Source organism: Pseudoalteromonas sp. S4492, assembly GCF_005886115.1.
GTDB lineage: Bacteria > Pseudomonadota > Gammaproteobacteria > Enterobacterales > Alteromonadaceae > Pseudoalteromonas > Pseudoalteromonas gelatinilytica.
Genome location: NZ_PNCP01000076.1, coordinates 1 through 16,792 on the forward strand (window position 1 = coordinate 1; position 16,792 = coordinate 16,792).

At 42.2% G+C, this 16,792-nt stretch carries 15 protein-coding genes; 10 read left to right on the top strand and 5 right to left on the bottom strand.

Features of this window, described 5'->3' with window-relative positions; all coding sequences use genetic code 11:
* Nucleotides 1-676 (top strand): transposase (locus tag CWC28_RS21970; RefSeq protein ID WP_171038328.1); only part of this gene is annotated, 676 nt, incomplete at its 5' end.
* Between the two features lie 213 nt (nucleotides 677-889).
* Here the strand turns inward: CWC28_RS21970 and CWC28_RS20030 are convergent.
* The gene (locus tag CWC28_RS20030; RefSeq protein ID WP_063706308.1) at nucleotides 890-2,245 is read right to left on the bottom strand and encodes a M14 family zinc carboxypeptidase; all 1,356 of its coding nucleotides are present in this window, start codon (nucleotides 2,243-2,245) and stop codon (nucleotides 890-892) included.
* A gap of 415 nt (nucleotides 2,246-2,660) precedes the next feature.
* On the opposite strand from CWC28_RS20030, the gene CWC28_RS20035 reads away from it, so the two are divergent.
* The 6 genes from CWC28_RS20035 (at nucleotide 2,661) to cyoE (ending at nucleotide 8,239) form a co-directional block, all read left to right on the top strand.
* Nucleotides 2,661-3,080, top strand: coding sequence for a hypothetical protein (locus CWC28_RS20035; protein ID WP_063706310.1), 420 nt, complete (start codon nucleotides 2,661-2,663; stop codon nucleotides 3,078-3,080).
* 235 nt (nucleotides 3,081-3,315) lie between these two features.
* Nucleotides 3,316-4,230, top strand: coding sequence for a ubiquinol oxidase subunit II (gene cyoA, locus CWC28_RS20040; RefSeq protein ID WP_063706312.1), 915 nt, complete (start codon nucleotides 3,316-3,318; stop codon nucleotides 4,228-4,230).
* 2 nt (nucleotides 4,231-4,232) lie between these two features.
* Nucleotides 4,233-6,221: a cytochrome o ubiquinol oxidase subunit I gene (gene cyoB / locus CWC28_RS20045; RefSeq protein ID WP_105175299.1), complete on the top strand. Its 1,989-nt coding sequence runs from the start codon at nucleotides 4,233-4,235 to the stop codon at nucleotides 6,219-6,221.
* Nucleotides 6,218-6,853, top strand: coding sequence for a cytochrome o ubiquinol oxidase subunit III (cyoC, locus tag CWC28_RS20050; protein ID WP_105175298.1), 636 nt, complete (start codon nucleotides 6,218-6,220; stop codon nucleotides 6,851-6,853). The genes cyoB and cyoC overlap by 4 nt, the downstream gene beginning before the upstream one ends.
* The gene (cyoD, locus tag CWC28_RS20055; protein ID WP_063706320.1) at nucleotides 6,853-7,212 is read left to right on the top strand and encodes a cytochrome o ubiquinol oxidase subunit IV; all 360 of its coding nucleotides are present in this window, start codon (nucleotides 6,853-6,855) and stop codon (nucleotides 7,210-7,212) included. Before cyoC ends, cyoD begins: the two co-directional genes overlap by 1 nt.
* Nucleotides 7,213-7,354: 142 nt before the next feature.
* Nucleotides 7,355-8,239, top strand: a complete 885-nt coding sequence (gene cyoE / locus CWC28_RS20060; RefSeq protein WP_054554292.1) for a heme o synthase — start codon at nucleotides 7,355-7,357, stop codon at nucleotides 8,237-8,239.
* A gap of 79 nt (nucleotides 8,240-8,318) precedes the next feature.
* Here the strand turns inward: cyoE and CWC28_RS20065 are convergent, their stop codons facing one another.
* The 3 genes from CWC28_RS20065 to ettA all read right to left on the bottom strand — a co-directional run bounded on the left by CWC28_RS20065 (nucleotide 8,319) and on the right by ettA (nucleotide 11,645).
* A complete protein-coding gene (locus tag CWC28_RS20065) occupies nucleotides 8,319-9,227 on the bottom strand; it encodes a histone deacetylase family protein (RefSeq protein ID WP_063706325.1) in 909 nt (302 codons plus the stop codon).
* 53 nt (nucleotides 9,228-9,280) lie between these two features.
* Complete coding sequence (locus CWC28_RS20070; protein ID WP_063706328.1) at nucleotides 9,281-9,646, bottom strand: PilZ domain-containing protein; 366 nt, start codon at nucleotides 9,644-9,646, stop codon at nucleotides 9,281-9,283.
* A 325-nt stretch (nucleotides 9,647-9,971) separates the two neighbouring features.
* Complete coding sequence (gene ettA / locus CWC28_RS20075) at nucleotides 9,972-11,645, bottom strand: energy-dependent translational throttle protein EttA (RefSeq protein WP_063706330.1); 1,674 nt, start codon at nucleotides 11,643-11,645, stop codon at nucleotides 9,972-9,974.
* A gap of 199 nt (nucleotides 11,646-11,844) precedes the next feature.
* On the opposite strand from ettA, the gene CWC28_RS20080 reads away from it, so the two are divergent.
* Genes CWC28_RS20080 through metH form a run of 3 tightly spaced genes read left to right on the top strand, consistent with a single transcriptional unit; the run spans nucleotide 11,845 to nucleotide 16,489 of the window.
* Nucleotides 11,845-12,792, top strand: a complete 948-nt coding sequence (locus CWC28_RS20080; protein WP_063706332.1) for a homoserine O-succinyltransferase — start codon at nucleotides 11,845-11,847, stop codon at nucleotides 12,790-12,792.
* Complete coding sequence (locus tag CWC28_RS20085; protein ID WP_063706335.1) at nucleotides 12,782-13,849, top strand: homocysteine S-methyltransferase family protein; 1,068 nt, start codon at nucleotides 12,782-12,784, stop codon at nucleotides 13,847-13,849. The genes CWC28_RS20080 and CWC28_RS20085 overlap by 11 nt, the downstream gene beginning before the upstream one ends.
* Nucleotides 13,850-13,858: 9 nt before the next feature.
* On the top strand, nucleotides 13,859-16,489 hold the full coding sequence (metH, locus tag CWC28_RS20090) for a methionine synthase (RefSeq protein WP_138625663.1): 2,631 nt from the start codon (nucleotides 13,859-13,861) through the stop codon (nucleotides 16,487-16,489).
* Nucleotides 16,490-16,589: 100 nt separating this feature from the next.
* On the opposite strand, the gene CWC28_RS22290 is transcribed toward metH, so the two are convergent.
* Nucleotides 16,590-16,792, bottom strand: a 203-nt coding sequence (locus CWC28_RS22290) for a hypothetical protein (protein WP_349304081.1), incomplete at its 5' end; no start/stop codon positions are given.

Consider the following 16,792-nt stretch of genomic DNA (forward strand, 5'->3'; position numbering starts at 1 on the left):
AACGCCTTTAGGTCAAAAATTCCTTCATGGTCAGCCGTTAAGTGACGGCCAACAAGTCTTCTTAAATAAAGAGGTTACTGAATACAGAGCGCGCCTTTCGAGTATTAGTTGGTTCATGCGAATGCTAAATGAATATATTGCCAGACGTGCAAATAAAGAAGACGAGTGCACGGGGCACTTTTGGGAGGGGCGTTTCAAAAGCCAGGCGCTCCTTGATGAACCTGCTCTATTAGCATGCATGGCCTATGTTGATTTAAACCCTGTTCGTGCAAAGGTCGCGAGATCGCCTGAACAATCTAACTATACAAGTTTTAAAAAGCGATGCCAAAGCGTAAAGGATTCAAAACAACCTAAGTTACTAGCTCGTTTTGTTGGTGGGATGAGTGAGTATAAATCAAAGGGAATACCTTTTGAGTTAAAGTCATACCTGTTACTGGTCGAGCAAACTGGGCGTTGTATTTGTACGGATAAGCCCGGATATATAGAGCATCATTTACCTCCTATTCTTGAAAGGCTGAATTTCGAACCGAAAAAATGGTTAACACTAACAACTCAGTTTGAAAATTTATTTCATGGAGCTGCAGGTAGAGCTGGGGCTATTGAACGTTATTGCAGTAAAACTGCCCGTAAGCGACGAAGTAACCTAACAAGCTGTAAGTTATTACTTGCTAGCTAAGCTTTAAAATAAATCTCTTTTAATTTTTGTAAATTATTGCTGCACTCTTGTACTTTCCATTCGCAGATAGCTATACCTTTTATCCTGGTTTTTATTTGCGTATTAAGCCAATAGGGTAGGTTGCCTGCGGAACGAATATTTTAGATCAAATAATCTAAGGTCTTTGAAGGTTTAGCAGGCACTTTTAACAGTGCCTGTCTTTCCAAATCGTGTTTATTCTAAATTGATTAACTCAGCCCCTAAAATAGCGTACTTATTTTTACCGTTTGCTTGTAAGAAAAAGGCGGCAGGTGCATGAAGTGAAGGTATTGATGTGAATACACTTTTGCACGCGTATACAGGCCATGTTGTAGCGTTATCTAGCATACTAATGTCGCCAGAAAAGCAATTGTACCCTTGTTTTAAAAGCGCTTTATATTTACTTTCTGTAAGCGTCAACGACTCATTTAAAACAAAACTGTTACCGGTTCTAAAGCTTAGGCTGCTTGCATCCAAACTCGTGTAACCTTGACGGATACTGCTTATATCACCCAATTCTTTAATTGTGGGTGACTGTCCTTTGTTATTGACTGCAATATCTATCTGGTAATCACCTAGCTCACTCTTTACAGTTACATCGTCTATTAGTAAGTCTACCCAATTGTCTTTAGCATTAAATGGAATGGCGTGATACTGGGCTATTTTAGCGCTTTGCCACTCTCCCGAAGTTATTGAATCAATGGTCTTTTTATATAAAACACGGTTAACTTTACGGGCTATTTGTCGGTTTGGGTCGTTTGGGTAAGCACCTGATTCAATTAATATAGTTCGGATACCTTTTTCTGAAAAAGTATCACCAAAACTACGGTAAGAGTAACTGTCGTTGTACTTCCCCAAGTGCCCTGGGATCATGGTTTCAACCGTTTTGGCTAAATGAGCAATAAACTGCATAGTCTCACCACGAATTTTATTTACTTCTCTTGCTTCATTATAGGCAGGTGCTAGCACTGAAATAGAGGTTTGTTTTCCCATTTTACCTGCACCGTAATATGCATTCTGATCATGTAAATTAAAGCCGAAGTCAGGTTTGAATTCATTTGCTGCAGCCATGAGTATTTGTCCTTCTTTTGTGCGAAGGGATTTTGCATCACGATTTAAATCAATGCCTTGAGCATTATGGCGGGTTTGAACAGCAGCGCCGTCTGGGTTCACCATCGGGATTATGAGAAGGGTTATTTTCTGTTGCCAGCTTTGTAGCCATTGTGCGTTTTCATCTGCGGTTATAAAGCTTAAAAAATCCATCAGTGCGGCAGTTGCTGTATTTTCATCGCCGTGCATTTGGCTCCACATCATCACTTTGATTGGGCCTGTGCCGATTTTAAGAGAATTAAGTGCCTGTCCTTGGAAAGAGGTGCCGATTTGTTTTAATACGACGCTGGGGTGTTTTGCTGCGCTTTTTAAGTGGGGTTCTATATCGGCGTAGTAAATCGCAGGTTTATCTAAGCCAGCTACAGCGGTATCTTCAATCGTTTTTGCAATTGTTGTATTACTCAATGCCAAAAGGGCTGTGGCGAGTGCGTATTGGCGCATAATTATCTCTTTTATTCTTTATTTTGATATTTGTAAGAATATTATATTTTAACTTGTTTGGCTAATCCTTGTTCAGTAATAAAGCTTCGATTGCTACTGACTAAGTATGCTTTAAATCGCTATTTTTATGCTATTTTCTTTTTCTTCATTGCTTTTCGCTATATAAAATACAGTATTAATTTTAATTACTTAGCTTAAAAAAAGACTGATTTTTTACGTTTTGTTATCAAATTGATAAACAACACTTAACCTTGCGCTGTTAAATTCTACTTGTACCGTCTGTTGACTTTGTTATACTCCACATCGAAATTTCAGTAATTACTGAAACTTTATTGATGAAGATCATGTTACCGCATTAAAAAATAGGGTAAGCCACTTACCTGAAATGCAGTAAAAGCGATAAAAGGCGTGAGTTTTGCGAGCAATTAATCAGTCACAAGGTGTCAAACAGTCTAGTTTAGCTAGATTGCAATTGGCTGCGCGTGCGTTTTTTGCTGGTAAAGAATTAATGTCAGTTTTAGCCTTGTTGCTGATTAATTCAGCCATGCTAATCAACGGTACATTAGAAGATGCTCACGGGCTAAGAAGCTTATTAAGCGAAGGTGCTTTATACGAAACACCATTACTTAATGTCTTGAGCTTTTTAGCTTACCCAGTGGTGTCTTGCCAGTTACTAATTGGTCTATGCTGGTTGGTTTTCCATTTCTTCCCTGCGCGTCGTGCAGGTGTCATTTTACGTAAAGCGGCCTTCGCTGCGCGTGAAACGATAAAGTCTTTAGTAGTACACAGCGCTCATGGCTGTCGTGCTCCTCCTCGTGTAAGTGGTTGTCTGTAAATAAGCTTTGTTGCTTAAGTTCAGCCATTTTAGTCGTTTACTAAGTTGTCTTTACTAAGCACCTAGTGGGCTTTTTACGCCCAAATTTCAGTCAGCCAACCTAAAATCCCTCACTTTTTAGCGTGTCGATGTGTCGTGCTCGTTAATCAGCAGGGGATATCTGTAGCATCTGTTGCAGAAAAGCGTCGTGTACTTATTTCGACAAGTGTTAACTTTTAGGTTGTAGGATATTCCTTTGTCAATTCGAAACCTTTGTAATATTGCTCTAGCGTCTTTAGTGCTGGCTTTGTCTGGCTGTAAAGGCGGGGTACTCGATCCAAAAGGTCAAATTGGTGTCGACGAGAAGTATTTAATTATCGTAGCTACGGTGTTAATGCTGATTGTCGTAATTCCAGTTATTGCCATGACAATTTATTTTGCATGGAAATACCGTGATGGACGAGATCAAGAAATTTACGCTCCAAAGTGGGCGCACTCTACCAAGATTGAAGCTGTAGTTTGGACCATTCCTATCATTATCGTTGCGATTTTAGGTGTGATCACATGGCAGTCAACACAACAACTTGACCCATATAAACCACTTGAAGGTAAAGGTAAGCACCTTACTGTTGAAGTTGTTTCTCTGAACTGGAAATGGTTATTCATTTATCCAGAGCAAGGTATCGCAACAGTAAATGAACTTGTTTTTCCTGCCAATGTGCCAGTGCAGTACAAGATCACCTCTGAAAGCACCATGAACTCGTTTTTCATCCCACAGCTTGGTAGCCAAATTTACTCAATGGCCGGCATGGAAACAAAGCTTCACCTAATCGCTGATGAGCCTGGTACTTTTAAAGGTTTCTCTGCTAACTACAGCGGCGCAGGTTTTACTGGTATGAAGTTCGATGCCATTGCAACAGCCACTGAAGCTGATTTCGATGCATGGGTTAACAAAGTGAAAAACACCGGCTCTGCACTGACTAAGCAAAGCTATGTTGAGCTTGCAAAACCAAGTGAATACGACCCAGTTAAATACTATGCCAGCGTAGATAAAGATATGTTCCATTCAATCGTAATGAAATATATGCAAGCGCATGGCTCACACGCTGCAATGCAACACGCTATGCCTGAGCACTCTGCTCACAAGAAGCACAGCGAGGACGAGGAATAATCATGTCGTTGTTAGGTAAATTAACATTAGACGCAATCCCGTACCATGAACCAATTATCATGGTTACCATGGCGGTCGTTGCTGTCTTAGGTCTGTTAGTGGCAGGCTTAGTAACAAAATATAAAAAATGGGGCGTGATTTGGCACGACTGGATCACCTCAATTGACCATAAGCGTTTAGGTGTTATGTACATCATTCTTGCGCTTATCATGCTTTTCCGTGGTTTCGCGGATGCTATTATGATGCGACTGCAATTAGCAATGGCTACTGGCGGTGCAAGTGGTTACTTACCACCAGAGCATTATGACCAAATCTTTACGGCGCATGGGGTGATCATGATCATCTTTATGGCGATGCCGTTTATGATTGGTTTAATGAACATCATTTTACCTCTGCAAATTGGTGCTCGTGATGTTGCATTCCCATTCTTAAATAACCTTAGCTTTTGGTTAACTGCTGGCGGTGCAATTCTTATCAATATCTCATTATTCTTTGGTGAGTTTGCAAAAACGGGTTGGGTTGCATATCCACCGTTGTCTGAATTGTCATTCAGTCCAGGTGTCGGGGTCGATTACTATATTTGGGCCTTGCAGATATCCGGCTTGGGTACCTTATTAACAGCGGTAAACTTCTTAGCAACCGTATTTAAGATGCGTGCGCCAGGCATGACATTGATGAAAATGCCAATTTTCACATGGACATGTACATGGGCAAATATCTTAGTTGCAGCATCGTTCCCTATTTTAACAGCGGTACTGGCAATGCTTACCCTTGACCGTTACCTAGACTTCCACTTCTTTACGAATGCGGCTGGCGGTAACGCGATGATGTACATCAACTTATTCTGGGCATGGGGTCACCCTGAAGTTTACATTCTGATCTTACCTGCGTTTGGTATTTTCTCAGAAGTAATCTCTACGTTTGCGGGTAAACGTCTGTTTGGTTATAAGTCGATGGTTTACGCAAGTGGTGCAATTTCAATTTTAGGTTTCATCGTTTGGCTTCATCACTTCTTTACGATGGGTTCAAGCGCTAACGTTAATGCCTTCTTTGGTGTTATGACCATGGTTATTGCAGTACCGACCGGGGTTAAGTTGTTTAACTGGCTGTTCACTATGTATCGTGGTCGTTTACGTATTACTGTGCCTGTCCTTTGGACTTTGGGTTTTATGGTGACGTTCACTATCGGTGGTATGACGGGTGTTCTACTTGCAATTCCAGGTGCTGACTACGTATTACATAACAGCTTATTCTTAATCGCTCACTTCCATAACACTATTATTGGTGGTGCGGTATTTGGTTACTTAGCAGGTTTTGCTTACTGGTTCCCTAAAGCAATGGGCTTCAAGCTTGATGAAAGCTGGGGCAGAAAGTCTTTCTGGTGTTGGTTAATTGGTTTCTTCGTGGCATTCATGCCGTTATACGTACTTGGTTTCTTAGGTATGACACGTCGCTTAAACCACACTAACAACCCTGATTGGAATATCTGGTTATACATTGCAGCTGGCGGTGCGGTAATCATTCTGTTCGGTATCTTATTCCAAGTTGTACAACTTGTAGTGAGCTTCAAAAACCGCGAGCAACTTGATGATACAACGGGCGATCCGTGGAATGGTCATACTCTTGAGTGGGCATCTGCTTCTCCTCCGCAGTACTACAACTTTGCAAAAATCCCACATATTGATGACATCGATGCGTGGACAGACATGAAAGAAAAAGGCCTAGCTTACAAACAAGAAGCGTCTTATAGCCCAATTCACATGCCAAAAAATACACCGGCAGGTGTGTTAATGAGCGCAGGTATAACAACCTTCTGTTTTGCCATGATTTGGCACATTTGGTGGCTTGCAGCCTTTGGTTTACTGGGTGCTATCGTTGTATTCATCAAGCGTTGTTACACCAGCGATGTAGATTACTACGTGCAACCAGATGAAATTGTTGAACTAGAAACGGCTCACAATACAGCCGCTACGAAGGAGGTGAATGCATGAGTGCCATTCCTGCTGGACTAGACACCTTAAACGGCGCACACGGTCATGTCGATGCACATGACCATGATCACCACGATACAGGTGGTAACACCGTATTTGGCTTCTGGCTATACCTTATGACTGACTGTCTGCTGTTTGCATCATTCTTTGCAACCTACGCAGTATTGTTCATGAACACTGCTGGCGGTGTGTCGGGTAAAGACATTTTTGAACTTGATTTTGTGGCGGTTGAAACCGCAGCACTACTACTTAGTAGTATCACATTTGGCTTTGCGATGATCTCTGCTCACGGGCAGAAAAAGGCGGCTACGTTAACTTGGTTGCTGGTTACCTTTGCTTTTGGCGCTGTGTTCATTGGTATGGAAGTGTATGAATTCCATCACCTAATTGCACACGGTAATGGCCCACAACAAAGTGCCTTTTTAACATCGTTTTTCTCTTTAGTGGGCTTACACGGTCTTCACGTTACTGCGGGTCTAATTTGGATGACGGTAATGATGATTGAAGTTATTCGCCGTGGTTTAAACCCACAAACAGTGACACGCCTAAGTTGTTTAAGCTTATTCTGGCACTTCTTAGATGTGGTGTGGATCTGTGTATTTACCGTTGTTTATTTAATGGGAGCAATGTAATGAGTCACAGTGAATCACATGTAATTAATAACTTAGAAGTACACGCACATAATGAGCAATCACATGGCAGCGTTAAAGACTATTTAATTGGTTTCGTATTGTCAGTGATTTTAACGGCTATTCCATTTTGGGCTGTAATGAGTGGTTCGTTTTCTAAAACGACCACCGTATGGTGCATCGTGAGCATGGCAATTGTGCAAATTTGGGTGCATTTGAAATATTTCTTACACCTAAACTTCAAAACTGAAGACGGCAAAGCAAGTTCAATGTCGTTTATCTTTAGTGCTTTAATCATCGTGATGGTGGTTGGTTTGTCGGTGTGGATCATCTACGAATCGAACGCCATGATGATGTACTAATAACAATTACTTTGTAATTGGTAAAAAGATTTACGAAAGGAGCTGGTTAGTCTGAGGTTGTGTCTCCAGTTCTTACAGTCTGTTACTAACTAGTTTCTTTCGTAATATTGCGTTTGTGCTGAAAATTAGAGGAGTCGAGGAAGTGTTTCGACGTTATTTAAATGTCACTAAACCTGGCATTATCATGGGTAATTTGATTTCTGTCGCGGGGGGATTCTTGCTAGCCTCTCGTGGTGACATTGACCCATGGTTAATGATCGCAACCTTGCTAGGGTTATCTTTAGTAGTGGCATCAGGATGCGCGATTAATAACGTAATTGATCGTGATATTGATGTTGCTATGGCGCGCACTCGCAAACGCGTCACAGTGACTGGCGAAATGTCAGCAAAGGCGGCTATGGCACATGGCATCGTGCTTGGTGTTATTGGTTTCGGTTTATTAGCTGTGTATACCAACGTAGTGGCACTCTTATTTGCTACTTTTGGTTACGTCATCTACGTAGGTGTGTACAGCTTATATATGAAACGTCGTTCTGTGTATGGCACCTTTGTAGGTAGTTTATCTGGCGCAGTACCGCCTGTTGTGGGTTATTGTGCCGTGACTGGGCAGTTTGATGCCGGTGCTGTGATTTTATTGGTCATGTTTAGTCTATGGCAAATGCCTCATTCATATGCAATTGCAATCTTTCGTTATAACGACTACCAAGCGGCCAGAATTCCCGTGTTACCTGTAGCGCAGGGGATCGAGAAGGCAAAGCATCACATTGTTTTATATATCGCCGTGTATGCGTTGGTTGTGATGTTATTAACCATTAGTGGTTATACAGGTTTAGCCTTTATGGCTGTAGCCTGTACAACGAGTTTTTGGTGGTTGCTAATGGCGCTCCGTGGCTATCGTCGCAATATTGATGTAAGCGGGTGGGCGCGCCAAGTGTTTGCTTTTTCAATTGTAAACATCACGGTTTTGAGCATAGCGATGGCTTTAGATTACCATTCAGTAGCTCCACAGCTACTTGTTTTAACTTAGAAAAAAGTTGCTAACATATCCCAATGTTACAGTAGCAAAGGCCCGGAAGTCTCCTCCGGGCCTTTTTTCTTTATCGTTTTTAAAAGCGGGCAGCTTGCTCTACCACAATGCCATGACGAGCCGCTAAACGGCGATGGTCCTTATCATAACCACCTCCAATTACTGTTGCGACAGGCACATTGTGCTCAAGGCAACGCTTGAGAACTAAATGGTCGCGTTGCTCAATCCCTTGCCAGCTTATATCGAGTTTCCCTAAACCATCTTGCTGCCAAACATCAACACCTGCATCATAAAGCACTAAGTCTGGGTTTAAGGTGTTTAATAAATAACTCAGCGTATCGTCAACTACGCCTAAGTATTCACTATCAGCGACATTCGGCGCTAAACCTATGTCTAAATCACTGGCTGATTTGCGAAACGGAAAATTCTTCTCACAGTGAATAGAGCAGGTATAAGCATAAGGCTGATGCGCTAACATCGCAGCGGTACCATCACCTTGATGAACATCTAAGTCAAAAATAAGTACATTGGTCACTTCACCACTTTTTATCAGGGTTTCACTGGTAAACGCGAGGTCGTTTACCATGCAATAGCCCGAACCAAAATCAGTATGTGCATGGTGAGTGCCTCCAGCTAAGTGGCAAGCAATACCATGTTTAAGTGCTAAACGTGCCGTTTGCAAGGTGCCCAAAGGAGCGGTAAAAGTACGTGCCATTAGCTCTTTTGACCAAGGTAAGCCAATGCGGCGCATTGCTTTTTCATCTAATCGATTGTGCCAAAGGTCGTGGATATAGTTTTCGCAGTGCACTAATTCAAGAGGCTCAGGGCTGCCGAGCAGTGGTTGAGTTAGGTTATCATTTATTAATCCAAGGCTTTGTACATGCTCATATAAATAAGCAAACTTACTCATCACAAAGCGATGGTTAGGATCGAAACTAAACGAGTAATTTGGGTGATACACCAAGGGTAAGTGGGGATTTAACTGCATAGCTCATTGAATAGCTGAATTTGCTACAGCATAACGAATCTACCGATAAAAGTTTACTCTGGCGCGTGAATTAAATGGCCTAACTCGCGATGTAATAATGCTTCATCACCCAGATTTAGCTCAATCAACCGTTTTAAGTGAGTAATACTATCAATATCGATATGTTCACAGCGAAGGCCTGCATGTTGATGCTCAACATGACATAGCTCCACTTGCATTTTAATCTCGATTGATGACTCTGGCAGGGTAAAGATTAAGTCAGCTTTACTATGAATAGGCACTAAAAATGAATCACTTTTAGTAATAAGCGCACCTTGCAAAGATAGATCAAGTAACTGACAGTGATAGTCGTTACCTTCAATGCGAAGTATCGCAGGGCAATAAAATAATACCCGCGAAAACTCTCTGCGTTCATTCATAGCTGTATCTCCAACTTTATTAACGTATACCAATCCTTAATAATACTTAATCATTTTGAGGGATTAAACCTGTCGCTAACTGCGTTAAAAACTTCTGATTTACGACTGCATGGATGCAGAAGGTAGAGCAATGCAGGAGCAATTGCCGAGCATAACTAAATAACGAAATTTTTGCCTTGCTATCAACGAGGTTTCCTTGCCTCAAAATTGACTACATAATTAAGCGAATTGGTATTAATAAGTATAGATCATAATGGAGTGAGTGATAGTAAAGCTTACTGCAACAAAAAAGCCCCTAAGTTGGGGCTTTTTAAGTATCAGCTAATTAGCCAATTTTTTTGTATTTAATACGCTTAGGTTGTGCCGCTTCTGCGCCTAAGGTTTTCTTCAACCACTCTTCGTATTCTGTGTAGTTACCATCGAAGAAGTTAATTTGGCCTTCGTCACGGTAATCAAGAATATGTGTAGCAATACGGTCAAGGAACCAACGGTCATGCGAGATACACATTACACAGCCAGGGAACTCTAAAATAGCGTTCTCAAGTGCACGTAGTGTTTCAACGTCTAGGTCATTGGTTGGCTCATCCAGTAGTAATACGTTACCACCTGCTTTTAATAGCTTAGCTAGGTGTAAACGGTTTCGCTCACCACCTGATAAGTCTTTAACGAATTTTTGTTGGTCGTTACCTTTGAAGTTAAAGCGGCCAACATAGGCACGGCTTGGGAATTCAAAGTTACCAATTTTCAATACGTCTTGACCGTTAGAGATTTCTTGGAAAACCGTGTTGCTCTCGTCCATGTCGCCACGGAACTGATCAACCGTTGCAAGTTCAACGGTTTCACCAACAATGATCTCACCGCTATCTGGCGTTTCTTCACCACTTAGCATTTTGAATAGTGTCGATTTACCCGCACCATTGGCACCGATAATACCTACGATAGCGCCTTTCGGCATTGCAAAGTTTAGGTCATCGATTAATACGCGATCGCCAAAACTCTTCTTCAGGCCTTTCACTTCGATAACTTGGTCACCTAAGCGTGGACCCGGTGGAATGAATAGTTCATTCGTTTCGTTACGCTTTTGGTAATCGTTTTGCTGTAGCTCAGAGAACTGTGCCATACGTGCTTTAGACTTAGCTTGACGGCCTTTCGGATTTGAACGAACCCATTCAAGTTCTTGTGCGATTGATTTTTGACGTGCTTTTTCAGATTTCTGTTCTTGTTGTAAACGTAAATCTTTTTGCTCAAGCCACGATGAGTAGTTACCTTCCCAAGGAATACCTTCACCACGGTCAAGTTCTAAAATCCAACCTGCTACGTTATCTAAGAAGTAACGGTCGTGGGTTACAGCAACTACGGTACCTTCGTAGTCGTGTAAGAAGCGCTCTAACCAAGCAACTGACTCAGCGTCTAAGTGGTTGGTCGGTTCGTCAAGAATAAGCATATCTGGTTTTTCAAGTAGTAAACGACAGATCGCAACACGGCGACGCTCACCACCCGAAAGGTGTTCAATTTTTGCATCCCAAGGTGGAAGACGTAATGCATCAGCTGCACGCTCTAACACGTTGTCGATATTGTGACCATCGTGTGCTTGGATGATAGCTTCAAGTTCACCTTGCTCTTTCGCAAGTGCATCGAAGTCAGCACCGTCCATTGCATACTCGTTGTATACTTCATCAAGACGATTAAGTGCATTTTTAACTTCGCTTACTGCTTCTTCTACTGTTTCGCGAACTGTTTTGTTCTCGTCTAGCACGGGTTCTTGCGGTAAGTAACCGATTTTAGTGCCTGGTTGAGGGCGAGCTTCACCTTCAAAGTCTTGGTCAACACCAGCCATAATGCGAAGTAACGTTGATTTACCTGCACCGTTTAGACCTAGTACACCAATTTTTGCGCCTGGGAAAAAGTGTAAAGAAATATCTTTTAAGATAGTGCGCTTAGGTGGCACAACCTTAGAAACTCGACTCATCGAGAATATAAACTTATCTGGTAACACCATGAAAGGAGCCTTCAATTTATAAGAAAAATTAACAGCGTATATTGTAGAGGCTCTGTCGCGTATACGTCAACGAAACAGGCTTTTATGGGCTTTGCTTTCAAACAAATAAAATTCATTTGGACATCTAAACATCTAGAGGTTGAAATTTCTAACTATCCGTTCATAATTAGCAGTCAGATAAGTATGCTCGGAGCCAGCTATGCCCATTACAGTAAAAGATGAATTGCCAGCCATTGCAAAATTACGCCAAGAAAACGTGTTTGTAATGCCAAAAAGTCGCGCGAAAACGCAAGAGATACGCCCAATGCGTTTGGCCATCTTAAACTTAATGCCAAACAAGGTTGAAACCGAAGTGCAGTTTATTCGCTTGTTAGCTAATTCACCGCTACAAGTTAATGTTGAGCTGTTGCGCTTAGATACTCACCGCACCAGTAGTCACTCTGAGCAGCACATGGATACGTTTTATCGCTATTTTTCAGAAGTGAAAGATAATAACTACGATGCCATGATTATCACTGGGGCGCCGCTTGCTCATTTAGAGTATGACGAAGTTGCTTACTGGGACGAGCTAAAAGTTATTTTAGATTGGGCTGAGCAACATGTTACGTCTACGCTGTTTTCGTGTTGGGCGGCCCATGCGGGTCTATATCATCACTATGGTCTTAAGCGCGAACTTAAACCAAATAAATTAAGCGGCGTATTTACCCATAAAAGTTATTTTGACCATGCAGCACTCACTCGTGGTTTTGATGATACCTTTTTAGTGCCACACTCTCGCTATGGTCATATTGATATCGACAAGATCACTGCCTGCGATGATTTGGTGGTATTAGCTGGTTCTGAGCGAGTAGGTGCCTACTTAATTAAAAATAAATCAGGCAGCCAAGTGTATATTACGGGCCATCCAGAGTACGATGCACATACCCTTAAAGGGGAGTATTTGCGTGACCAAGAAAAATCAGCGGATGCACCTAAGCCAGAAAATTACTTCCCAGACGATAACCCAGACAACGAACCGTCGAAGACCTGGCAAAGCCATGCCTTTTTATTGTTTTCGAATTGGTTAAACTATTATGTGTACCAAACTACACCGTATGATATTAACTTAGTTAGCCAAGATGTAAGGACTAACAACTATGCCGAGTAATGCAGTGAATAAACGCGAACAATTAACCGAGGCGCTAAAACAGCGAATTTTAATCCTCGATGGCGCGATGGGCACCATGATCCAAGAACATAAATTAGAAGAACAGGATTATCGCGGTGAGCGCTTTAAAGACTGGCATGTACTTATTAAAGGCAATAACGATTTATTAAGCCTGACTCAGCCAAAAATCATTGCGGATATTCACCGTGCCTATTTAGAGGCGGGGGCTGATATCATCGAAACGAATACCTTTAATGCCACGACTATTTCGATGGAAGATTACGATATGGCGAGCCTTAGCCGCGAAATCAACCTCGAATCAGCGAAACTTGCACGCAGCGTCTGTGATGAGTTTGAAGCAAACGATCCTAGCAAACCGCGTTATGTAGCCGGTGTACTTGGACCAACATCAAAAACCTGCTCTATCTCTCCAGATGTAAACGACCCGGGTTACCGTAATATCAACTTTGATAAGCTGGTGGCTGCGTATGTTGAGTCGACACTGGCACTGATGGAAGGTGGGGCTGACCTTATTTTAATAGAAACCATCTTTGATACCCTTAATGCTAAAGCGGCTTCGTTTGCCGTAGAAGAAGCATTCGAGCAAGCTGGTCGTAGTTTACCGGTGATGATCTCAGGCACCATTACCGATGCCTCAGGCCGTACTTTATCAGGACAAACCACAGAAGCATTTTATAACTCAATTCGCCATATTAAACCGCTATCAATCGGCCTTAACTGCGCCCTTGGCCCTGATTTACTGCGTCAATATGTTGAAGAGTTATCACGTGTTTGCGAAACCTTTACCTCGGTGCATCCCAATGCCGGTTTACCGAATGAGTTTGGTGAATATGATTTAGAAGCCCCTGAAATGGCAAAAGAAATTATCGACTGGGGTAAATCTGGCTTTATTAATATTGTAGGTGGTTGTTGTGGCACCACACCGGCTCATATTAAGGCGTTTGCAAAAGGCCTGAGTGGTGTTAAGCCACGTCAATTGCCAGAGCTTGAAGTGCGTATGCGCTTATCGGGCCTTGAAGCGTGTAACTTAAACTAGGAAACCGACATGACTGACCAAATTGCTGTATTTACTAACGTCGGTGAGCGTACCAATGTAACTGGTTCGGCTATGTTTAAGCGCTTAATCATGGAAGAAGATTACGAGACCGCTCTTAACGTTGCCCGTGAACAGGTAGAAAATGGCGCGCAAGTGATTGATATCAACATGGATGAAGCCATGTTGGACTCAAAAGCGGCGATGGTAAAGTTTTTAAACTTAATTGCCTCAGAGCCTGATATCTCAAAAGTACCGATCATGGTCGACTCATCGAAATGGGACGTGATTGAAGCGGGCTTAAAATGTATTCAAGGCAAAGCCATTGTAAACTCAATTTCACTTAAAGAAGGTGAAGAGCCGTTCATCCGCCAAGCTAAGCTAATTAAACGCTTTGGTGCCGCAGCAGTTGTAATGGCGTTTGATGAAACAGGGCAAGCTGAAACCGCTGATCGTAAGTTCGAGATTTGTCTGCGTAGCTACAAAATTCTTGTTGAAGATATTGGCTTTCCGCCTGAAGACATTATTTTTGACCCGAACATTTTTGCTGTTGCAACGGGCATTGAAGAGCACGATAACTACGCGGTTGAGTTTATCGAAGGTACGCGCCGAATTAAGCAAGGCTTACCGCACTGTAAAGTGTCGGGTGGTGTATCGAATGTGTCGTTCTCGTTCCGTGGTAATAACCCAGTACGCGAAGCTATTCACTCTGTGTTTTTATACCACGCGATTAAAGCGGGTATGGACATGGGCATTGTAAATGCGGGTCAATTAGCGGTTTATGATGATATTCCTTTAGAGCTGCGTAAAGCCGTGGAAGATGTGATCCTCAATACCGACCCAGGTGCTGGTGAGCGACTAGTTGAACTTGCACCCAAATACTCAGGTATGGCGCAAGCGGAAAAAGTTGAAGATTTAGAATGGCGTACTTGGCCTGTTGAAAAGCGTCTTGAACATGCGCTAGTAAAAGGCATTACCGAATACATCGATGAAGATACCGAAGAGTGCCGCAAGGGCAAAGCTAAGCCTATCGAAGTGATCGAAGGCCCGCTTATGGACGGCATGAACGTCGTTGGTGACCTATTCGGCGCGGGTAAAATGTTCTTACCTCAGGTTGTTAAGTCAGCTCGTGTAATGAAGCGTGCCGTTGCCTATCTTGACCCTTTCATTGAAGCTGAAAAAGAAGAGGGCGCAACCAATGGTAAAGTGGTTATGGCAACCGTTAAGGGCGACGTACACGACATTGGTAAAAATATCGTAGGCGTGGTACTGCAATGTAATAACTACGAGGTTATCGACCTTGGTGTGATGGTGCCTGCAGAGAAAATTTTGCAAACCGCCATTGACGAAAAAGCCGATATTATTGGTTTATCAGGGCTTATTACCCCATCCCTTGATGAAATGGTGCATGTTGCCAAAGAAATGACCCGTCGTGGTTTTGAATTACCGCTACTGATTGGTGGTGCAACAACCTCTAAAGCGCATACCGCGGTTAAAATTGAGCCTCAGTATGATAAAGGTGTGGTTTATGTCAATAACGCCAGCCGCGCTGTGGGTGTGGTTTCTAATTTATTGTCAAAAGAGTTAAAGCCGGCATTTTTAGAGAAAACCAAGGCTGAGTATGAAAAAGTACGTGAACAACAAGCGCGTAAAAAGCCACGCTCAAAACCAGTTACTTTACAGCGTGCTCGTGACAACGCAGTAAAATTGGATTGGGACAACTACACACCACCTGTGCCGAAAAAGCTAGGTGTGACTGAATTTAAAAATGTTTCGATTGCGACGTTAAGACAGTACATCGACTGGACACCTTATTTCATGACGTGGTCAATCGCTGGTAAGTATCCACGTATTCTTGAAGATGAAATTGTGGGTGAACAGGCTAAAAGCTTATTCGCAGATGCTAATGCAATGCTTGATGAGCTAGAGCAATCAGGTGCACTACAACCTCTAGGTGTCATTGGTTTATTCCCTGCAAACCGAGTAGGGGATGATATTGAGATTTACACCGATGAATCGCGTACAACGCTTTTAACTACATCGTGTCATTTACGTCAGCAAACTGAAAAAACCGAGTTTGCTAACTACTGTTTAGCTGATTATATAGCGCCTAAAGGCACCCCAGATTACTTTGGTGCGTTTGCGGTTACTGGTGGTCTTGAAGAAGACGACCTTGCCGATGCCTTCGATGCTAAGCAAGATGATTACAATAAGATCATGGTTAAAGCCGTTGCTGACCGTTTAGCAGAAGCGTTTGCTGAATATTTGCATGAGCAAGTACGTAAAGAGTATTGGGGCTATGCGGTAGATGAAAACCTATCGAATGATGAACTTATTCGTGAAAACTACCAAGGTATTCGCCCAGCGCCAGGTTACCCGGCTTGTCCTGAACATACAGAGAAGAAGAAAATCTGGCAGTTACTTAATACCGAAAAGCGTATCGGCATGAAACTAACAAGTTCATACGCAATGTGGCCGGGTGCGGCGGTTTCTGGTTGGTATTTCTCTCACCCTGAAGCTAAGTACTACGCAGTGGCGCAAATTCAAAAAGATCAGGTTGAAGATTACGCTAAGCGTACCAACATGACTCTTGCAGAAGCTGAGCGTTGGTTGTCGCCTAATTTGGGCTATGAACCAGAATAATAACCTTTAGTTATTAGCTTTTGTTTAAATTAAAAACGAGCCCACAAATGGCTCGTTTTTTATGCTCATTTTTTATCATACTTTTTTCTTTTTAATTGTTTTAATACTGGCAAATTCCTTCTAATTTAAATATTTGTGTTAAAGTTATACCAATTCGCTTAATAAAGTGGTCTATTTTGAGGCAATAAAACCTCGTTGATAACAAGGCAAAAATTTCGTTATTTAGTTGTTCTAAATCAGAAATTTTTAACGCAGGTAGCGACAGGTTTAATCCCTCAAAATGATTAAGTATTATTGCGGATT

Bases quoted from the DNA above. Each gene is read 5' to 3' on its own strand.
- cyoC (WP_105175298.1), top strand. From the start codon at position 6,218: ATGAGTGCCATTCCTGCTGGACTAGACACCTTAAACGGCGCACACGGT.
- CWC28_RS20065 (WP_063706325.1), bottom strand. From the start codon at position 9,227: ATGCAGTTAAATCCCCACTTACCCTTGGTGTATCACCCAAATTACTCG.
- CWC28_RS20070 (WP_063706328.1), bottom strand. From the start codon at position 9,646: ATGAATGAACGCAGAGAGTTTTCGCGGGTATTATTTTATTGCCCTGCG.
- cyoB (WP_105175299.1), top strand. From the start codon at position 4,233: ATGTCGTTGTTAGGTAAATTAACATTAGACGCAATCCCGTACCATGAA.
- CWC28_RS20085 (WP_063706335.1), top strand. From the start codon at position 12,782: ATGCCGAGTAATGCAGTGAATAAACGCGAACAATTAACCGAGGCGCTA.
- ettA (WP_063706330.1), bottom strand. From the start codon at position 11,645: ATGGTGTTACCAGATAAGTTTATATTCTCGATGAGTCGAGTTTCTAAG.
- CWC28_RS20030 (WP_063706308.1), bottom strand. From the start codon at position 2,245: ATGCGCCAATACGCACTCGCCACAGCCCTTTTGGCATTGAGTAATACA.
- cyoD (WP_063706320.1), top strand. From the start codon at position 6,853: ATGAGTCACAGTGAATCACATGTAATTAATAACTTAGAAGTACACGCA.
- metH (WP_138625663.1), top strand. From the start codon at position 13,859: ATGACTGACCAAATTGCTGTATTTACTAACGTCGGTGAGCGTACCAAT.
- CWC28_RS20080 (WP_063706332.1), top strand. From the start codon at position 11,845: ATGCCCATTACAGTAAAAGATGAATTGCCAGCCATTGCAAAATTACGC.